Source organism: Achromobacter kerstersii (assembly GCF_902859595.1).
Taxonomy (GTDB): domain Bacteria; phylum Pseudomonadota; class Gammaproteobacteria; order Burkholderiales; family Burkholderiaceae_B; genus Achromobacter; species Achromobacter kerstersii.
In genome coordinates, this window is sequence record NZ_CADIJQ010000003.1 from 177,913 (window position 1) to 193,587 (window position 15,675).

A 15,675-nucleotide genomic window follows, 5' to 3' on the forward strand; every position below is an offset into this window, starting at 1 on the left:
TCCTCCTTGGGGTTTTTCTATGCCGCTAGTGCAACCAGCGTGCGGGTACGGTGATCAGTTCAGGGAAGATCACCAGCAGGACCAGCAGAAGCGTGTAGGCCACAACGTAGCGCCACACGCCTCTGCAGATGGTTTCCATATTGATGCGGGCCACGCCGCAGACCACGTTCAGCACCGTGCCGACGGGCGGGGTCAACAGGCCCACGCTGCCCACCATGACGAACATGACGCCGAAGTAGACGGGGTCGATGCCCGCCTTGATGACGACGGGCATGAGCACCGGGCCAAGAATCAGGATGGTGGGCGTCAGGTCCATCACCGTGCCCACCAGCGTCAGCAGGATCAGCAGCGCGAACATCAGCATCTTGGGCTGGTCCATCACGGGTTCCAGCAGCGCGATCAGGTCTTGCGGCATGTCGGCCAGCGTGATCATGTAGGACGACACCATGGCGGCCGCCACCAGAAACATGACGACGGCAGTGGTGCGCGCGGCGTTGACGAACAGCGGCGCCAGGTCGCGCAGGCCGATCTCGCGGTAGACGAACAGGCTGACCAGCAATGCGTAGACGGCGGCGACGACGGCGGCCTCGGTGGGCGTGAAGACGCCGCCGCGCAAGCCGCCGATGATGATCACGGGCAGCATCAGCGCCCAGAGCGAATCGCGCAGCGCCTTCAGGCGGCTGGCCCACGGCACGCGCGGTGACGGCTTGATGCTGCCGTGCTTGCGCGCCACCCACGCCCACACCGCGATCAGCGTCAGGCCCATCATCAGCCCGGGGGCGATGCCGGCGAAGAACAGCTTGGTGATGGAGACGTTGGTGGCAACGCCGAAGATGATGAACGAAATGGATGGCGGAATGATGGGGGCGATGATGCCGCCCGCCGCGATCAGCCCGGATGCCTGGCCGGCCTCATAGCCTTTCTCGCGCAGCATCGGGATCAGCAGCGAACCCAGCGCGGCGGCGTCCGCCACGGCCGAGCCTGACAGTGACGCCAACAGCACGCTGGCGAAGATGGCGACGTATCCCAGGCCGCCCTGGATGTGTCCCACAAACGAGGTGGCCAGGTTGACGATGCGGCGCGAAATGCCGCCGGCGTTCATCAGTTCACCGGCCAGCATGAACAGCGGCACCGCCATCAAGGTGAAGCTGTTGGCGCCCGTAAGCATGTTCTGCGCCAGGATTTGCGTGTCGTAGAAGTCCAGCTGGAACATCATGGCCAAGGCGCTGAGCAGCAGCGCAAAGGCAATCGGCATGCCCAGGGCGATCAGCCCCAGCAGCACAAGCAGGAAGACGGTCAGGATCATTGCGGGTGTCCGGGCGGGAAGGGGGCTGTTGGGGGGGGCTGTAGTCGGGATCAGACCAAGGGATCTTCGGGGCTGGACTCGGCGGGCAAGGGGCCGCCCATCAAGACCCGTATCAGGTCGATCACCGTCAGCACGCCCATGGCGACGGCTGCGTACAGTGCCGCGGTGTTGAACACCGCCAGGCGCATGCCCGTGACAGGCAGCACCGTGTCCATGCCAATCACGGTCTGCACCCAGCTGCCTTGCGCCATCAGCCACAGCACCCACAGCACCAGCAATTGGCAGAACACGTGGGACACGCGGCGCGCACGCGGGCCGAATCGCTCGACCAGCATCGTGACGCCAATGTGCTGGTGGTCGCGCAGCGCAATGACCGCACCCAGAAAGATCATCCAGACGAATGCCAGGCGGGCGACTTCGTCTGACGCGTTGATGCCGGAATTGAACAGGTAGCGCAGGGCGACGTTGCCGAACAGCAGCACGACCATGACGATCAGACAGGCAACCATCAGCCATGTCTGCAAGGTGAAACACCAGTCGGCGGCGCGGGCCAAAGGCGTACCGCCCGGCCGGCCCGAAGGGCTTGCGTGCATTGTTGTCTCCTATCCGTTTCCCGGAATTTTTTGGATTATGCTGTGGCGAATGTTAGCGCTAACATTTTCTATTTGGCAAGCCCCATTTGTTGCGTCAGACTACGCGCTTCCCATCCCACGCTGCGAGGGCCAATGTCCGTTCGTAAACCCCGAAGCACCCGCGTTGGCCGCGTCACCATGCAGGACGTGGCGCGCCGGGTGGGCGTCAGCGCCATCACGGTTTCGCGCGCCTTGCGCACGCCGGACAAGGTCGCGGAAACGCTGCGGATGCGTATTGCGCAGGTGTGCCAGGAATTGGGGTATGTCCCTAACCACGCCGCCAGCGCGCTGGCGTCGGCGCGGTCGCAGACCATCGTGGTGCTGATCCCGTCGTTGAGCAACGTGGTGTTCGTGGACATCATCACGGGCATCAAAGACGTGCTGGACCGCCACGGTTATCACATGCTGATTGGCGTGACGGGTTATTCGCCGGACGCGGAAGAAGCCTTGGTGCGCAAGTATTTGCAGCATTCGCCCGATGGGCTGATCTTGACGGGCATCGACCACAATCCCGGCGTTTGGGCGCTGTTGCGCGCGCAGCATATTCCCACCGTCCATACGATTGAAACGCTGTCGGACGGCGAGGACATGAGCGTCGGATTTTCTCAATTCGACTCCGGCTACGCGGCCTGCCGGCATCTGGCCGAACGGGGGCATCGGCGAGTGGCCATCGTGGGGGCGCAGCTGGACCCGCGTTCTTTGCGCCGTTGCGAAGGCGCGCGGCAGGCGTTGCGCGATGCCGGCTGCTACGACGAAGCGCTAGAAATCATGACGCCGGAAAAATCGTCCATCAGCCTGGGCGCGTCGTTGATGGAAGACCTGCTGGCGCGGCATCCTGATTGCGACGCCGTGTTTTTCTGCAATGACGATCTGGCCCAAGGCGCGGTATTTCAATGCGGGCGGCTGGGCGTGGAGGTACCAGGGCAGATGGCCATCATCGGCTTTCATGACTTGGCCGGCACGGCGTGGACGACACCGCCTTTGTCGACGATTGCCACGCCGCGCTATCAGATCGGCGTGTCGGCGGCCGACCTGCTGATGCGGCATTTGGCGGGCGATGACATCGACGAGCGGCATGTGGATCTGGGTTTCGCGCTGGTGCAGCGCGAGACCAGTTGAGTCGGCCGCAGATGCCGCATTGGGCGGTTCGCGATCAGGCTGCCCGGCGCATCGCCAGGAACACGCCTGCCGCCATGATCAAGCTCATGCCCGCCAACGCCAGCGCATCGGGCGGACGCTGAAACCAGAACGTGCTGAACAGCACGGCCAGCAACAGCTGAAAGTAATTCAACGGGGCCAGCGTGGCTGCCGACACGCGTTGGAACGCGGCGATCAGCAGAATCTGCGCCAGCCCGCTGCATGCGCCCAGCGCGATGATGAAGATGGCGTCGGCCAGATCTGGCCAGGGGTCGGGCAGGAAGAACGGCGCAGGCAGCGCCGTGACAATCAGGCAAATGATGGCCGTATAGGCGTACTGAACCGGCCCGGGAACCTTGCCAGACAGCTTGCGTGTCAGCACCTGAAAGATGGCGTAGCTGACGGCCGATACCGCCATCAGCACCGTGCCCAGCAGCGGCAAATCGGCGCCGGGGCGCACGATCAGCAGCATGCCCGCAAAGCCCGCCGCCACCGCCAGCCATTGCACCGGCCGCACGCGTTCACCCAGCAGCCACGGCGACAGCGCCACCATGATCAATGGCGAGGTGAAGTAGATGGCCGTGGCTTCTGATAGCGGCATCCAGATCAGGGCGGTCATGAAGCACGTGGCAACCGTTGCCAGCATGACGCCGCGCAGCACCAGCAACGGCTTTTCCGGCGCATCGCGCAAGCGCACGCCCGCGCCGTGCCGCCACAGCATGAACATGGCCAGCGTGATTACCGCCAGATAGCGCATCACGTTGAGAAAAGGCGCGGGGTAGCGTTCCAGCAGGTGCTTGGACCCGGCATCAAAGGTGGCGAACGCCACCAGCGCGGCAAAGAACAGCAGGATGCCGGCGTTGCGCGTGGCGGCAGGCGCGGGCAGGATCGCAGAGGGGACGGAGGCCATGGGGGGTGAACGCGTCAGGCGCCGGCGTGGCCCATGCCTTGCAGAAACGCGTCCAGCGCGGGGCCGATCGCCTGCACCATGTATCCGCCTTCCTGCACGACAACCGTGGGCAGGCGCAGGCTGGCGACACGGGCGCCGATGTCACGATAGGCGTCGATGTCCAGCTTCAGGACGCTGATGGGGTCGTCTTTGTAGGTGTCAAAGCCTAAGGCCAATACCAGCGCTTCGGGGGCGTAGCCCGTCAATGCAGTCAATGCCGTGTCCAACGCAGCCAGGAAGGGATCGTTGCCCGAGCCGTGCGCAAGCGGCAGGTTCAGGTTGTAGCCTTCGCCCGCGCCATAGCCGCGTTCTTCCGCATAGCCCGTGTAGAACGGGTAGTAGGCGCTGGGGTCGGCATGCAGCGACACGGTCATCACATCGGCGCGCTGGTAGAAGATGTTCTGCGTGCCGTCGCCGTGATGCGCGTCCACGTCCAGCACCGCCACTTTGGACCACGTTTGCAGCAAACGGCTTGCCGCCGCGGCGCTGCTGTTCAGGTAGCAGAAGCCGCCCGCGCGGTCACGATGGGCATGGTGGCCTGATGGCCGGCACAGCGCATAGGCCATGCCGTGCGTGCTGGCGACGTGATCGGCGGCCGCTACCGCGCTGTGGGTGGAGCGCAGCGCCGACCGCCATGTCTGCGGGCCGATCGGGCAGGACAGGTCGCTTAAGTAGTAGCCCGTTTGGGCCACGATGGACGGCGACGGACAAGGGCCGCGGCCGGCTTGTTCGACGCGGCCGTTGTAGTAGGGCGACAGGTTGGGCAGGACCTCGGGGCCGGGGTCCACCCCGGGCGCCTTCAGCGACTGCCAACGTGAATACGCCGTTTCCAGGTAGTTCAGGTAATCGGCACTGTGGATGCTATCCAAAGGCTTGCGGCCGTAGTCCGAGGGCGCTTCAACCTTGATGCCCCGCGACGCCAGCGCGCCTTGCAGGCTTTCCGCGCGGGACGGCAAATCGGTGGGGGCGCTGAGCCGGCCCAGCCGCATGAATTGCTGCGGAGTGTGCAGCAACTGTTCTTCCGAGAAAAACGCCTTCATGATGGTCCTCGCTGACGCGTCAAGCCTGCTTGAGTTCGATCTCGACGAAAACGAATTCGGTATCGCTGGGATTGATGACGTTGTGTTCCACGCCAACCGGTCGATAGTAGGCGATGCCGGTCGTCAGCTGGCTGGTGATCTGGCCATCGGGCGTGTCAAGCAGCAAGGGGCCGGTCGTTTGCGGCACCACCACATAGTTCATGCCATGGCGGTGCCAGCCGGTTTCGCCGCCGGGCGGAAAGCGCCACTCGGTGACGGTGACCATGTCGTTGTCGATCTGCACGGTAGGCACGGCGGCGGGGCGTTGCACGGGGGAATCTCCTGGTGGGGTCATGGGCAGGTATCGGAATCAGGCCATTGTCGCCTGGGTCGGGTCCCAGTGCTGGCCGGGCACGGCGGCAATCAGTTGCCGCGTGTACGCGTGTTGCGGGTTATCGAAAATCTGGGCGGGCGAGCCGTACTCAACCACTTTGCCCCGGTGCATCACCAGCACGGAATTGCAGATCTGTGCGGCCACGCGCAGGTCGTGGGTGATGAACACCAGCGCAATCTTCAGGCGCTGTTGCAGGTCGTGCAGCAGTTGCAGCACCTGCGCCTGCACGGACACATCCAGCGCCGATACCGATTCATCGGCCACCAGCACTTTGGGTTCCAGCGCCAGCGCCCGCGCGATGCCGATGCGTTGGCGTTGCCCGCCCGAGAACTGGTTGGGGTAGCGGTCGAAGGCGGACGGGTCCAGCCCTACCAATTGCAGCAGCTCGCGCACCCGGGCTTCGGCCTGCGCGCGCGGCACGCCATTGGCGACCGGGCCGTCGCTGATGATGCGGCCCACGGTGTGGCGCGGGTTCAGCGATGCAAAGGGGTCTTGGAAGATCATCTGGATGTCGTGGCGCATCGGTCGAAAGCGCGACTCCGGCAGCGTAGCGATGTCCTGGCCATTGAAAATCAGCTGGCCGCCATTGATGCCCACCAGCTTCAGCAGGCACTTGCCGATGGTGGATTTGCCTGAGCCGGATTCGCCCACGATACCCAAGGTCTCGCCGCGGCGCACCGCGAAGCTCACGCCATCCACGGCATGCACTTCGCGCTTGCCGCCCAGCCAGCCGTGGCCGATGACGTAGGTTTTTTTCAGGTCTTTCACTTCCAGCACGGGCGCGTCGTTCTCGGTTGCCACGCGTTCTTCGCCACGGCGATGCGGCACGGCGGCAATCAAACGCTGCGTGTAAGGATGGCGCGGGCGGTTGAGCACATCATCGGCCAGGCCTTGCTCGACCAGCACGCCTTTTTCCATGACGGCGACGCGGTGCGCAATTTCGGCCACCACGCCGAAGTCATGCGTGACGAACATCACGCCCATGCCTTTTTCTTTCTGGATGCGAGCGATCAGCGCCAGGATCTGCGCCTGCGTTGTGACGTCCAACGCGGTGGTGGGTTCGTCGGCGATCAGCAGCGCCGGTTCCAGCACTAGCGCCATTGCGATCATCACGCGTTGGCGCTGCCCGCCCGATAGCCGGAACGGATACACGTGATAAAGCGTGGCCGGGTCGGGCAGCCCAACAAACGCCAGCAGCTCCAGCGTGCGCTTCATGCGCTCGGCGCCCGGGTAGGCGTTGTGCACGCGCATGACTTCGCTGATCTGTTCACCCACGGTCATCAGCGGGTTCAGCGCTGACAGGGGTTCCTGGAAAATCATCGCCATGTCTTTGCCGCGCATGGCTTGCAAGGTGGCTTCGTCTTGTTGCAGCAGGTCTTGGCCGCGGAACAGGATGCGGCCTTGTTGCGGCGTCAGGTAATCGGGCAAAAGGCCCATGATGGCGTTGGCGCTCATCGATTTTCCCGACCCGGACTCCCCCACGATGCACAGGATTTCACCCGCGTGGATGTCGTAGGAAACATCCTGCACGGCAAAGGGGCGGTCGCCGCCGCGAGGCAGCGCAATGCTCAGATTCTGGATGGACAACAGAGGCGTGGCTTCGGTCATGTCGGCCTCCTATTCGCCGCGCTTGCGCAGTTGCGGGTTCAGGGCGTCGTTCAGCCCTTCGCCGATCAGGTTGATGGCCAGCACGGTCAGCAAGATGGCCACCCCGGGCCACACGCTCATCCACCAGGCTTCGCGGATCATCGTGCGCGCGGCGCCAATCATGAAGCCCCAGCTCATCAGGTTGCGGTCGCCCAGGCCCAGAAAGGACAGGGACGATTCCGTCAGGATGGCGGTGGCCACCATGAAGGACGCCGACACGATGATGGGCGACATGGCGTTGGGCAGGATCTGCGTGCTGACGATGCGCGCGGGCGTCTGGCCGATGACGATGGCCGCCTGCACGAACTCACGCTGTTTGAGCGTCATGAACTCGGATCGCACCAGCCGCGCGGCCGGCGGCCACGACACGATGGCGATTGCGCCCATGATCGAATACACGGATGGGCTAAGAATGGCCACCAGCACCACCGCCATGGCCAGTTGTGGAATGGTCTGGAAGAACTCGGTGAAGCGCATCAGCGCGTCGTCCACACGGCCGCCGCAGTAGCCGGCCACGGCCCCCACCAGAATGCCGAACAGCAGCGCCACCGCGGTCGACAACAGGCCCACCATCAGCGACACCCGCGCGCCCCAGACGAGGCCTGCCGTGATGTCGCGGCCCAGCATGTCGGTGCCGAACGGGTAGTCGGCGTTGGTGAAGGGCGGAATCAGCGGGTCGGCCACCATCATCCAGGGGGATTCCTGGTACAGCAGTGGGGCGGCCAGCGCCACGACAACCACGATCAGCATGATGGCAAGTCCCGCCACCGCGCCGTAGTTGCGCATATAACGTTGGGCAAAGGCTTTCATGCGGCGGCTCCTTGCTGCGCCCCGGCGCCGATGCGGGGGTCGATCAGGCGGTACATCACATCGGTCAGCAGGTTGAAAATCACGACCATGATTGAGGTGACCAGGAAGATGCCCAGCAGCAATTGGTAATCACGTTGCAGCAGGGCGTCGAACATCAGGCGGCCGATGCCGGGCCACGCGAACACGGTTTCGGTCAGCACCGCGCCACCGGCCATCTGGCCCAGCTGGATGCCGGCAAAGGTGATGACGGGCAGCAGTGCGTTGCGCAAGACGTGCGCGCGGATCACGCGGCTGGGGCTCACGCCCTTGGCGCGCGCCGTTTTCACGAAGTCCATGCCAATCACTTCCAGCATCGACGCGCGGGTCAGCCGCACATACACGGCCATGAAGAAGCAGCCGAGCGTGACGGTGGGCAGGATCAGATGCTGCGCGATGTCTCCAGCGCGGGCCCAGCCGGTAAGCCCCGAGCCCACGGTTTCCATGCCAAAGGCGGGCAGCCAGCCCAGCACTACGGAAAACAGCAGGATGCCCATCAAAGACAGCCAGAACAGCGGGGTGGCGTACAGCAGCAGCGCGCCCGTCATGACCGAGCTGTCGATCCAGCGGCGCTTGTTGCGGTAGCGGGCCTTGGCGGCCACCACCCCCAGGAAAACGCCCAGCACGATGGAAAACACAAACGCGCAGGACATCAGCAGAAAGGTCGCGGGCAGGCGCTCGACGATCAGGTCCAGCACCGGCACGTGGTTGCGATAGGAAAAGCCCAGGTCCAGTTGGACCACGCCCTTCAGGTACAGCATCAGCTGCGTCAGGATCGGCTTGTCCAGGCCGAAGGCCACGCGCAACTGGTCGACATAGGCGGCGTCGCCCGCGCCGGCCTGGCCCGCCAGTACGGCGGCCGGGTCGCCTGGCGCCAGGCGGATCAGGAAGAAATTGATGATCACCACACCCAGCACCACCACCAGGGCTTTGCCGATGCGGGATAAAAGAAAAGACAGGAATTTCATGCGGGGTCCTCTCTGGTCCGCCGCCGTGGAACGCTCCACGGCGGCGTCTTGCTGCACTTGGCTTGCTGCGTATTACCTGGCTGCGCTTACTTCTCGATGTAGACGTCGTCGAACGATTCGTTCAGGCCGATGGCCGTCTTGACCAGGTTCTTGACGTTGGCGCGATACAGCGTGGGGAACTCCATGTCCACCAGGAAGCCGTTGGCCACGTCATTGACCAGCGTCGTTTGCAGCTGCGTATAGAGCGCCTGGCGCTTGGCCGGGTCCACTTCCGAGGCGGCGGCTTCCCACTGCTTGTCGGTCTCGGGGTTGCTGTAGCCCTGCACGTTGGCAAACGGCGAACCCTTGACGATGTTCGACGAGATATACAGGCGCTGCACGCCCAGCGCGGGGTCGCCGTACTGGTAGGTGAACGTCGTCGTTACGTCGAAGTCCCAGTTGCCCGTGCGGCTGGCCCAGCCGCCCGCGTCGGTGGATTCCAGGTTGACCTTGAAGCCCAGTTGCTCCAGCGCCTGCTTGGTGTATTCGCCCAGGCGGTCCCACGTGGAGCCGTAGGGGAAGCTCAGTTGGCGGATCGTGTAGTCCTCAGGCTTGATGCCCGATTCCTTGATCAGCGCGCGCGCCTTCTTCATGTCGAACGGCATGGCCGGCATGTTCTTGTCGTAGAACATCTCGGTCGTCACGAAGGGGCTGGTCGACACCTTGCCCAGGCCAAAGAAAATATTGTTGACCACCATATTGCGGTTCATCGCCGCCATGATCGCCTGACGCACCTTGACGTTGTCGAACGGCGGCTTGCGCATATTGAAGATCAGGTACGCCTGCGGCGAGAACATTTCCCAGCCGGCCGTGGTGTATTCCACCTTGGGCAGGGCGCGCAGGCGCTTGATATCGACGTTGTCGACGTCACCACCGCGCAGCACGTCCACGCTGCCGCGTTCAAACGCCACCGCGCGCGAGGCCGCATCAGGGATCACGTTGAACACCAGCTCATCCAGGTACGGCATGCCCGGCTTCCAGTATTCGGGGTTGCGTGTCAGCTTGATGTATTCGCCGCGCTTCCATTCCTTGAACATGAAGGGGCCGGTGCCAACGGGCTTCTGGTTGGCCGGATTGGTCATGTAGTCGGTGCCGGCATAGAGGTGCTTGGGCATCATCGGCGCAAAGCCCGGTTCGAACATCAGCATGAAGGCGGGGAAGGGCGTCTTCAGCTTGATGACGACGGTCTTGGCGTCGGGCGCCGTCACGGAATCCACGAACTTGTTCAGGATGACGCGGGCGCGCGCATGCGTTTTGGGCAGCATGTCCGCCAGCGAGAAGACCACGTCTTCGGACGTGAACGGCTTGCCGTCATGCCACTTCACGTTGTCTTGCAGGTGGAAGGTGTACGTCAGGCCGTCGGCGGCGGCCTCCCAGGACTTGGCCAGGCCGGGCTGCGGCTTCAGGTCGGTGGAATAGGTCAGCAGACTTTCATAGATCTTGCCTGCGACGAATTGCGTGGGGCCTTGCTGGTTGATGGCCGTGACAATCACGGGCGGCTCGGGCTGAACGATCATGTTCAAGGTGCCGCCCTTGGTCTGGGCCAGGGCTTGGGTCGCGGGCAGCGCGGCCGCAAGGACCAATGCGCCGATGCTTAGGGAGAACCATTTCTTCGATTTCACTGCGAGCCTCCGGGCTGGAAAGGGACGGACAGGTGACCGCCGTTGCACGGCAGATGCCGGGCAATAACAAGCAAACCTCGTGCCACCTGCGTTTCTCAGGGGTACAACGGGTGAAGCCGCACCATTCGTGCTTCATACAGGTGCTGGGTAAGGCGGCCGCGCACCATTGCGGCGAAATCGGCGGTGCTAACGCGCGGCGTTGGCGCGCGCCACCATGGCGTCAAGCAGGACGTTGCAACCGGCTTCCAGATGCCCGGGTTGCGCGTCTTCAATCTCGTTGTGGCTGATGCCGTCTTTGCACGGCACGAAAATCATGGCGGTGGGCGCGACGGCGGCCATGTACACGGCGTCGTGTCCTGCGCCCGTCACGATGTTCATGGCGGGCAAGCCCCGGCTGGCCGCGCCTTGGCGCACCTTGTCCACCAGGTCGGTATCGAACGGCGTGGGCGGGAAGGTCTGCACGTCTTTCACATCCACGTGTACGCCATGCGCCACGGCGATGTCGTCGCAGGCGCGGCGCCAGGCCTGATCCATGCGTGCGAGCGTGGCGGCGTCTTCGTGGCGCAGGTCGGCGGTGAAGCGGACCTGGCCGGGGATGACGTTGCGCGAACCCGGATGCGCATGGATTTCGCCAACGGTGCCGCGCCCATGCGGCTGATGCGCGTTGGCGATGTTGATCACCGATTGCACGAGGAAGCTGGCGGCGAACAGCGCGTCGCGGCGGATGGCCATGGGCGTGGGGCCCGCGTGCATTTCCATGCCGGTGACGGTGACGTCGTACCAGCGCAAGCCCAGTGATCCGGTCACGATGCCGATGGTCTTTTCTTCATGCTCAAGAATCGGGCCCTGTTCGATATGCGCTTCGAAGTAGGCATCGACCGGCCGGCCGCCCACGGGGTCTGCGCCGGCGTAGCCGATGGCTTGAAGCTCATCGCCCACCGTCAAGCCCTGCGCATCGCGTGCGGATAGCGCCGTCTCCAGCGGGAACTTGCCCGCAAACACGCCTGATCCCATCATCACTGGCACGAAGCGCGAGCCTTCTTCGTTCGTCCAGATGGCGACTTCCAGCGGCGCTTCCGTTTGCACGCCAGCGTCGTTCAATGTGCGCATGACCTCCAGCCCGGCCAGCACGCCATAACAGCCGTCGAACTTGCCGCCGGTGGGTTGGGTGTCGATGTGGCTGCCGGTCATGACGGGGGGCAGTGCGTTGTTCCGGCCGTCGCGGCGCGCGAAGATGTTGCCCACTTGATCCACCCGCACCGTCAACCCGGCGTCGCGCATCCAGCCCGTGACCAGATCGCGGCCCTGGCCGTCCAATGCGGTCAGGGCAAGGCGGCAATTGCCGCCCTTGGGCGTGGCGCCGATCTGCGCCAGATCCATCAACGACTGCCAGAGCCGTTGGCCGTTGATGGACAAGGAAGACGATGTCATGGATAGCCTCGGTGGTCGGTGAGTGAATCGACGTCTTCGCGCAGCCGCGCCAGGATGCCCAGCAGATGCGTGTGCATTGCGTGGCGGGCGCGGATCGGGTCGCGCGCCATGATGGCGGCCAGGATGCGCTGGTGCTCGGCATGGGCCGCGGCCCACACCTGTGTGTTCACGAAGTAGTCCTGCATGCGGCTGTACAGCGAGCTCGCCTGGGTCAGATTCCACAAGTGCGCCACCGCTGACGCCAACGCCGCGTTGCCGCAGGCCATGGCGATGGCGCTGTGGAATTCGCGGTCATGCTGGCCTGGGGAATCGGTCAGCGACATGGCGGCGTGCGTGTCGCGGATGGTGGCAATCTGCGCGGGCGTGGCCTGTTGCGCGGCCAGCGCGGCGCATTCCGGTTCGATCAGCATGCGGGCTTCGAGCAAGTCGAAGGGGCCGATGTCATCGTGGCCGGGCAGGGCATTGGCGGCTGTGGAGGACGCTGCGGGAAACGCGGCGCCCTCGGGCGTGATCGTGACGAACACGCCCGTGCCGACGCGCACTTCCACATACCCCTCGATCTCCAGGGCGATCAACGCTTCGCGGATCGACGCCCGGCTGACTTGCAGTTGCTCCGCCAGTTCACGTTCCGAAGGCAGGCGCCCGCCGCGGGGGAAATCGCCCGCCCGGATGCGGCCGGCGATCTGGTCGGCAATGATGCGGTACAGGCGGGTGACGGCGACAGCCTGGAAGGTGCTCATAACGGATCGGTGTATCGATATGGCCTGGTGGTCAGGCCACCAATATAGGCACGCCGTTATTGAAATAACAGGGAAATTTGAGGATTTCAGGGAAAACGATCAGAGGGATTCCACGTCTTCCTATCTGGTGGTCAGGCCAGTTAGGCGTGCGCAGGGCGCACGCCTGAAGTGCAGCTAGCTTGAGGGGCAGCCAGCCTGAAGTACAGCTAGCTTGAGGTGCAGCCAGTCTGAAGTGCGGCCTTATTCGGCCGCGTCGTCCGGTTCGGGCGTTTGCGTGAAGGCGCGGACCAGGCGGGCGATGCCGTCCAGCTCATCTTGCGCGCCGACGACCCATTCGGGTTTGTCAAACGGGCTGTCGGACGGCGCCTTGTCCATGCCATCCTTCAAGTCATTGAGCAGCTCCAGCGCCATGTCGGTCGCTTGGGGGCTGCTGCGGGTGGAAAGGGCGATGGCAATGGCCAAGGCTTGGCGCATGGCCAGCAGGCGGCCATCCAGTTCGGTGTCCATGGGGTGTGTCCTGGTTCTGCAACGTGAATGGGCGCATTTTACGGGCGCAAGCAACGGGCGCTTCGGGGTTTGCGCCAGATCAAGGTGCGTGGGGCCCCGCAGGCGAATAATTCGGGGTATGCAAGCCGCCCTCCGCCCACTCGTTTCAGACTCCCCGGCTCCTGCCGCCGCCGAACCTTTTTTTCCTCCCCAGTTGCTGGCTCGGCTGGACAAGAACGGGCCGCGCTACACCTCGTATCCCACGGCCGACCGCTATCACGCTGGCTTTGGCGAACAAGACTACCGGCTGGCGTTGCAGCAACGCCGCGCCACGCAACCGGCCGAACCGCTGTCGCTCTACGTGCACATTCCGTTCTGTGATTCGGTCTGCTATTACTGCGCCTGTAACAAGGTGGTGACGCGTCACCACGATCGCGCGGCGCGTTATCTGGACGCGCTGGCGCATGAAGTGGCGCTGCATGTCGAGGAGCTTGGTGCCGGCGTTCCGGTGTCGCAACTGCACTTTGGCGGCGGTACGCCCACCTTTCTATCAGACGCTGAATTGACGCGTCTGATGGACGATCTGCGCACGGCCTTCCGCTTTGAGCCGGATGCCGAAATCTCCATCGAAGTTGATCCGCGCACGGCCACCCCCGAGCGCCTGGCGCATCTGCGCAAACTGGGCTTCAACCGGCTGAGTTTCGGCGTTCAGGACTTTGATCCGCGCGTGCAAGTGGCGGTGCATCGCGTGCAGTCTTTCGAAGATGTGCGGACGCTGATGCAAAGTGCGCGGGGGCTGGGCTATGCCTCGGTCAATGTCGACCTGATCTACGGGCTGCCGTTGCAGACCACCGAATCGTTCGAGCGAACCATCGCGCAAGTGGTGGCATTGCGCCCGGACCGCATTGCGCTCTACGCCTACGCGCACCTGCCGGAACGCTTCAAGCCGCAACGCCGCATCAACGAAGCTGACCTACCCGACCGCGCCACGCGCGTGGGTCTGCTCAGCTCGGCCATCGATGGCTTTTTGCAGCAGGGCTACACCTACATTGGAATGGACCATTTCGCGCTGAATACGGATGCGCTGGCCATTGCCAAACAGCGTGGCGAGCTGCACCGAAATTTCCAGGGCTACAGCACGCAGCCGGATCGCGACCTGGTCGCGCTGGGCGTATCCGCCATCGGCCGCATCGGCAATACCTACAGCCAGAACGCCAAGGTGCTGGACGAGTATTACGCTGCGATCGAAGCCGGGAGCTTTGCGGTCGAACGCGGGCTGGAATTGAACGCCGATGACCTCGCGCGCCGTGAAGTCATCATGGACATCATGTGCCAGGGCCGCGTGGATTTTGCGCGCATCGAGGCCCGGCACGGCCTGCGCTTTGGCGACTACTTCAGCCGCGAATTGCTGCAAATGGCGAATCTGGCGGAGTTGGGCCTGGTCAACCTGCGGTCGGGCGAGGTGCAGGTGACCGGTCTGGGCTGGTATTTTGTGCGCGCCGTCGCCATGGCGTTTGACGGCTATCTGCGCAGCGTGAGCAGTGGCGCCAGCTATTCCCGCATCATCTGAAGCGGGCTGCGCAGGCGAGGGAAGTGATGCTTCACTCGGCGAATTTCTCGCGCAGATAGAGCGCCAGTGACAGGTCGTCGGCTAATTGCAGCTTGCGCATTGCCCGCCGCTTGTGCGTGCTGACGGTCTTCTTGCTGCGCATCAGCCGGGCGGCAATCTGCGTGACAGACAAGCCCTGGCTGATGTGGCGAAGAATTTCGACTTCAGACGTCGTCAGCAGCGCGTGGGGGTGGGTGGGCTCAAGCGGGCGTATCTTTCCCTCGTGCACCGACAGAAAAGCGTTCTTGCCGCTAAGCACGCCGCGAATCATTTCCGGCAGCAGCATCATCCCCCATTGCTTTGCAAGATACCCATTTGCGCCTGCGCGAAATGCTGCGTACTGGGTCTCTTGGCGGTTGCCCGCCGAAAACGTGATGATCGCCAGGTTCGGGTGATAGCGCCGCAGCCGGCGCAAGTAATTGACGCCGTCCCAGGGCTCCTGGGGCAGATAGAAATCAATCAGGGCAACGTCACAGGGGGCGTGGGTCAGCTTTTCGAGCATGGCCCGCGCCGACGTTTCGCGATGCAGCACGCGAAACCCTGGCCGGCTTTCCAGATACGCATCCACGCCTAGCGCCACGACGGGATGGTCGTCCAGGATGGCGACTTTGATGACGGTTGGCGTGCGCGACAGCAACAAATGCCGGCGGCCGCCCTGACGGCCACCCCCTTCGTTCCCGCGCGGCGGGTTTGATTGGGATGACGCTTTGGTCACACGTATTGAGACAGCTTTCATCGATGCTCCACGAGCCGTAAGGAGGACGTCGGTGGCGGTTTTCGCTCGGCGTGAGGCGACATCCGAAGCACGCTCCGCACGTAGTCTTAAATTTGCGAAGGCAGATTACGTTTT

General features: G+C 63.8%; 15 protein-coding genes. 2 read left to right on the forward strand and 13 right to left on the reverse strand.

Annotation, left to right across the window (positions count from 1 at the left end):
• Positions 1 to 25: 25 nt before the first annotated feature.
• Both HV765_RS12175 and HV765_RS12180 read right to left on the reverse strand, forming a co-directional pair.
• Positions 26 to 1,306 carry a TRAP transporter large permease gene (locus tag HV765_RS12175; RefSeq protein WP_054422347.1) on the reverse strand — a complete coding sequence of 427 codons (1,281 nt, stop codon included), beginning with the start codon at positions 1,304 to 1,306 and terminating at the stop codon, positions 26 to 28.
• A 50-nt stretch (positions 1,307 to 1,356) separates the two neighbouring features.
• Complete coding sequence (locus HV765_RS12180) at positions 1,357 to 1,899, reverse strand: TRAP transporter small permease (RefSeq protein ID WP_054422346.1); 543 nt, start codon at positions 1,897 to 1,899, stop codon at positions 1,357 to 1,359.
• A 132-nt stretch (positions 1,900 to 2,031) separates the two neighbouring features.
• On the opposite strand from HV765_RS12180, the gene gntR reads away from it, so the two are divergent.
• The gene (gene gntR, locus HV765_RS12185) at positions 2,032 to 3,057 is read left to right on the forward strand and encodes an HTH-type transcriptional regulator GntR (protein ID WP_175169834.1); all 1,026 of its coding nucleotides are present in this window, start codon (positions 2,032 to 2,034) and stop codon (positions 3,055 to 3,057) included.
• Between the two features lie 34 nt (positions 3,058 to 3,091).
• On the opposite strand, the gene HV765_RS12190 is transcribed toward gntR, so the two are convergent.
• The 10 genes from HV765_RS12190 to HV765_RS12235 all read right to left on the reverse strand — a co-directional run bounded on the left by HV765_RS12190 (position 3,092) and on the right by HV765_RS12235 (position 13,237).
• Positions 3,092 to 3,985, reverse strand: a complete 894-nt coding sequence (locus HV765_RS12190) for a DMT family transporter (protein ID WP_054422344.1) — start codon at positions 3,983 to 3,985, stop codon at positions 3,092 to 3,094.
• 14 nt (positions 3,986 to 3,999) lie between these two features.
• A complete protein-coding gene (locus HV765_RS12195) occupies positions 4,000 to 5,064 on the reverse strand; it encodes a histone deacetylase family protein (RefSeq protein ID WP_054422343.1) in 1,065 nt (354 codons plus the stop codon).
• 19 nt (positions 5,065 to 5,083) lie between these two features.
• The gene (locus HV765_RS12200; RefSeq protein ID WP_054422342.1) at positions 5,084 to 5,374 is read right to left on the reverse strand and encodes a cupin domain-containing protein; all 291 of its coding nucleotides are present in this window, start codon (positions 5,372 to 5,374) and stop codon (positions 5,084 to 5,086) included.
• A 39-nt stretch (positions 5,375 to 5,413) separates the two neighbouring features.
• Positions 5,414 to 7,045: an ABC transporter ATP-binding protein gene (locus tag HV765_RS12205; protein ID WP_054422341.1), complete on the reverse strand. Its 1,632-nt coding sequence runs from the start codon at positions 7,043 to 7,045 to the stop codon at positions 5,414 to 5,416.
• Between the two features lie 9 nt (positions 7,046 to 7,054).
• Entirely contained in the window at positions 7,055 to 7,894 is an 840-nt protein-coding gene (locus HV765_RS12210; protein ID WP_054422340.1) for an ABC transporter permease, read from the reverse strand.
• A complete protein-coding gene (locus tag HV765_RS12215; RefSeq protein WP_175169835.1) occupies positions 7,891 to 8,898 on the reverse strand; it encodes an ABC transporter permease in 1,008 nt (335 codons plus the stop codon). The genes HV765_RS12210 and HV765_RS12215 overlap by 4 nt, the downstream gene beginning before the upstream one ends.
• An 86-nt stretch (positions 8,899 to 8,984) precedes the next feature.
• A complete protein-coding gene (locus HV765_RS12220) occupies positions 8,985 to 10,559 on the reverse strand; it encodes an ABC transporter substrate-binding protein (RefSeq protein WP_054422339.1) in 1,575 nt (524 codons plus the stop codon).
• A gap of 186 nt (positions 10,560 to 10,745) precedes the next feature.
• Positions 10,746 to 11,990: a Zn-dependent hydrolase gene (locus tag HV765_RS12225; protein WP_054422338.1), complete on the reverse strand. Its 1,245-nt coding sequence runs from the start codon at positions 11,988 to 11,990 to the stop codon at positions 10,746 to 10,748.
• Complete coding sequence (locus tag HV765_RS12230) at positions 11,987 to 12,730, reverse strand: FadR/GntR family transcriptional regulator (RefSeq protein ID WP_175169836.1); 744 nt, start codon at positions 12,728 to 12,730, stop codon at positions 11,987 to 11,989. The genes HV765_RS12225 and HV765_RS12230 overlap by 4 nt, the downstream gene beginning before the upstream one ends.
• 240 nt (positions 12,731 to 12,970) lie before the next feature.
• On the reverse strand, positions 12,971 to 13,237 hold the full coding sequence (locus HV765_RS12235; RefSeq protein ID WP_175169837.1) for a hypothetical protein: 267 nt from the start codon (positions 13,235 to 13,237) through the stop codon (positions 12,971 to 12,973).
• Positions 13,238 to 13,355: 118 nt separating this feature from the next.
• Here HV765_RS12235 and hemN point away from each other — a divergent pair, with 118 nt between their 5' ends.
• Entirely contained in the window at positions 13,356 to 14,786 is a 1,431-nt protein-coding gene (gene hemN, locus HV765_RS12240; RefSeq protein ID WP_175169838.1) for an oxygen-independent coproporphyrinogen III oxidase, read from the forward strand.
• A 31-nt stretch (positions 14,787 to 14,817) separates the two neighbouring features.
• Here the strand turns inward: hemN and HV765_RS12245 are convergent, their stop codons facing one another.
• Complete coding sequence (locus HV765_RS12245) at positions 14,818 to 15,561, reverse strand: response regulator (RefSeq protein ID WP_054422334.1); 744 nt, start codon at positions 15,559 to 15,561, stop codon at positions 14,818 to 14,820.
• Positions 15,562 to 15,675 lie beyond the last annotated feature (114 nt).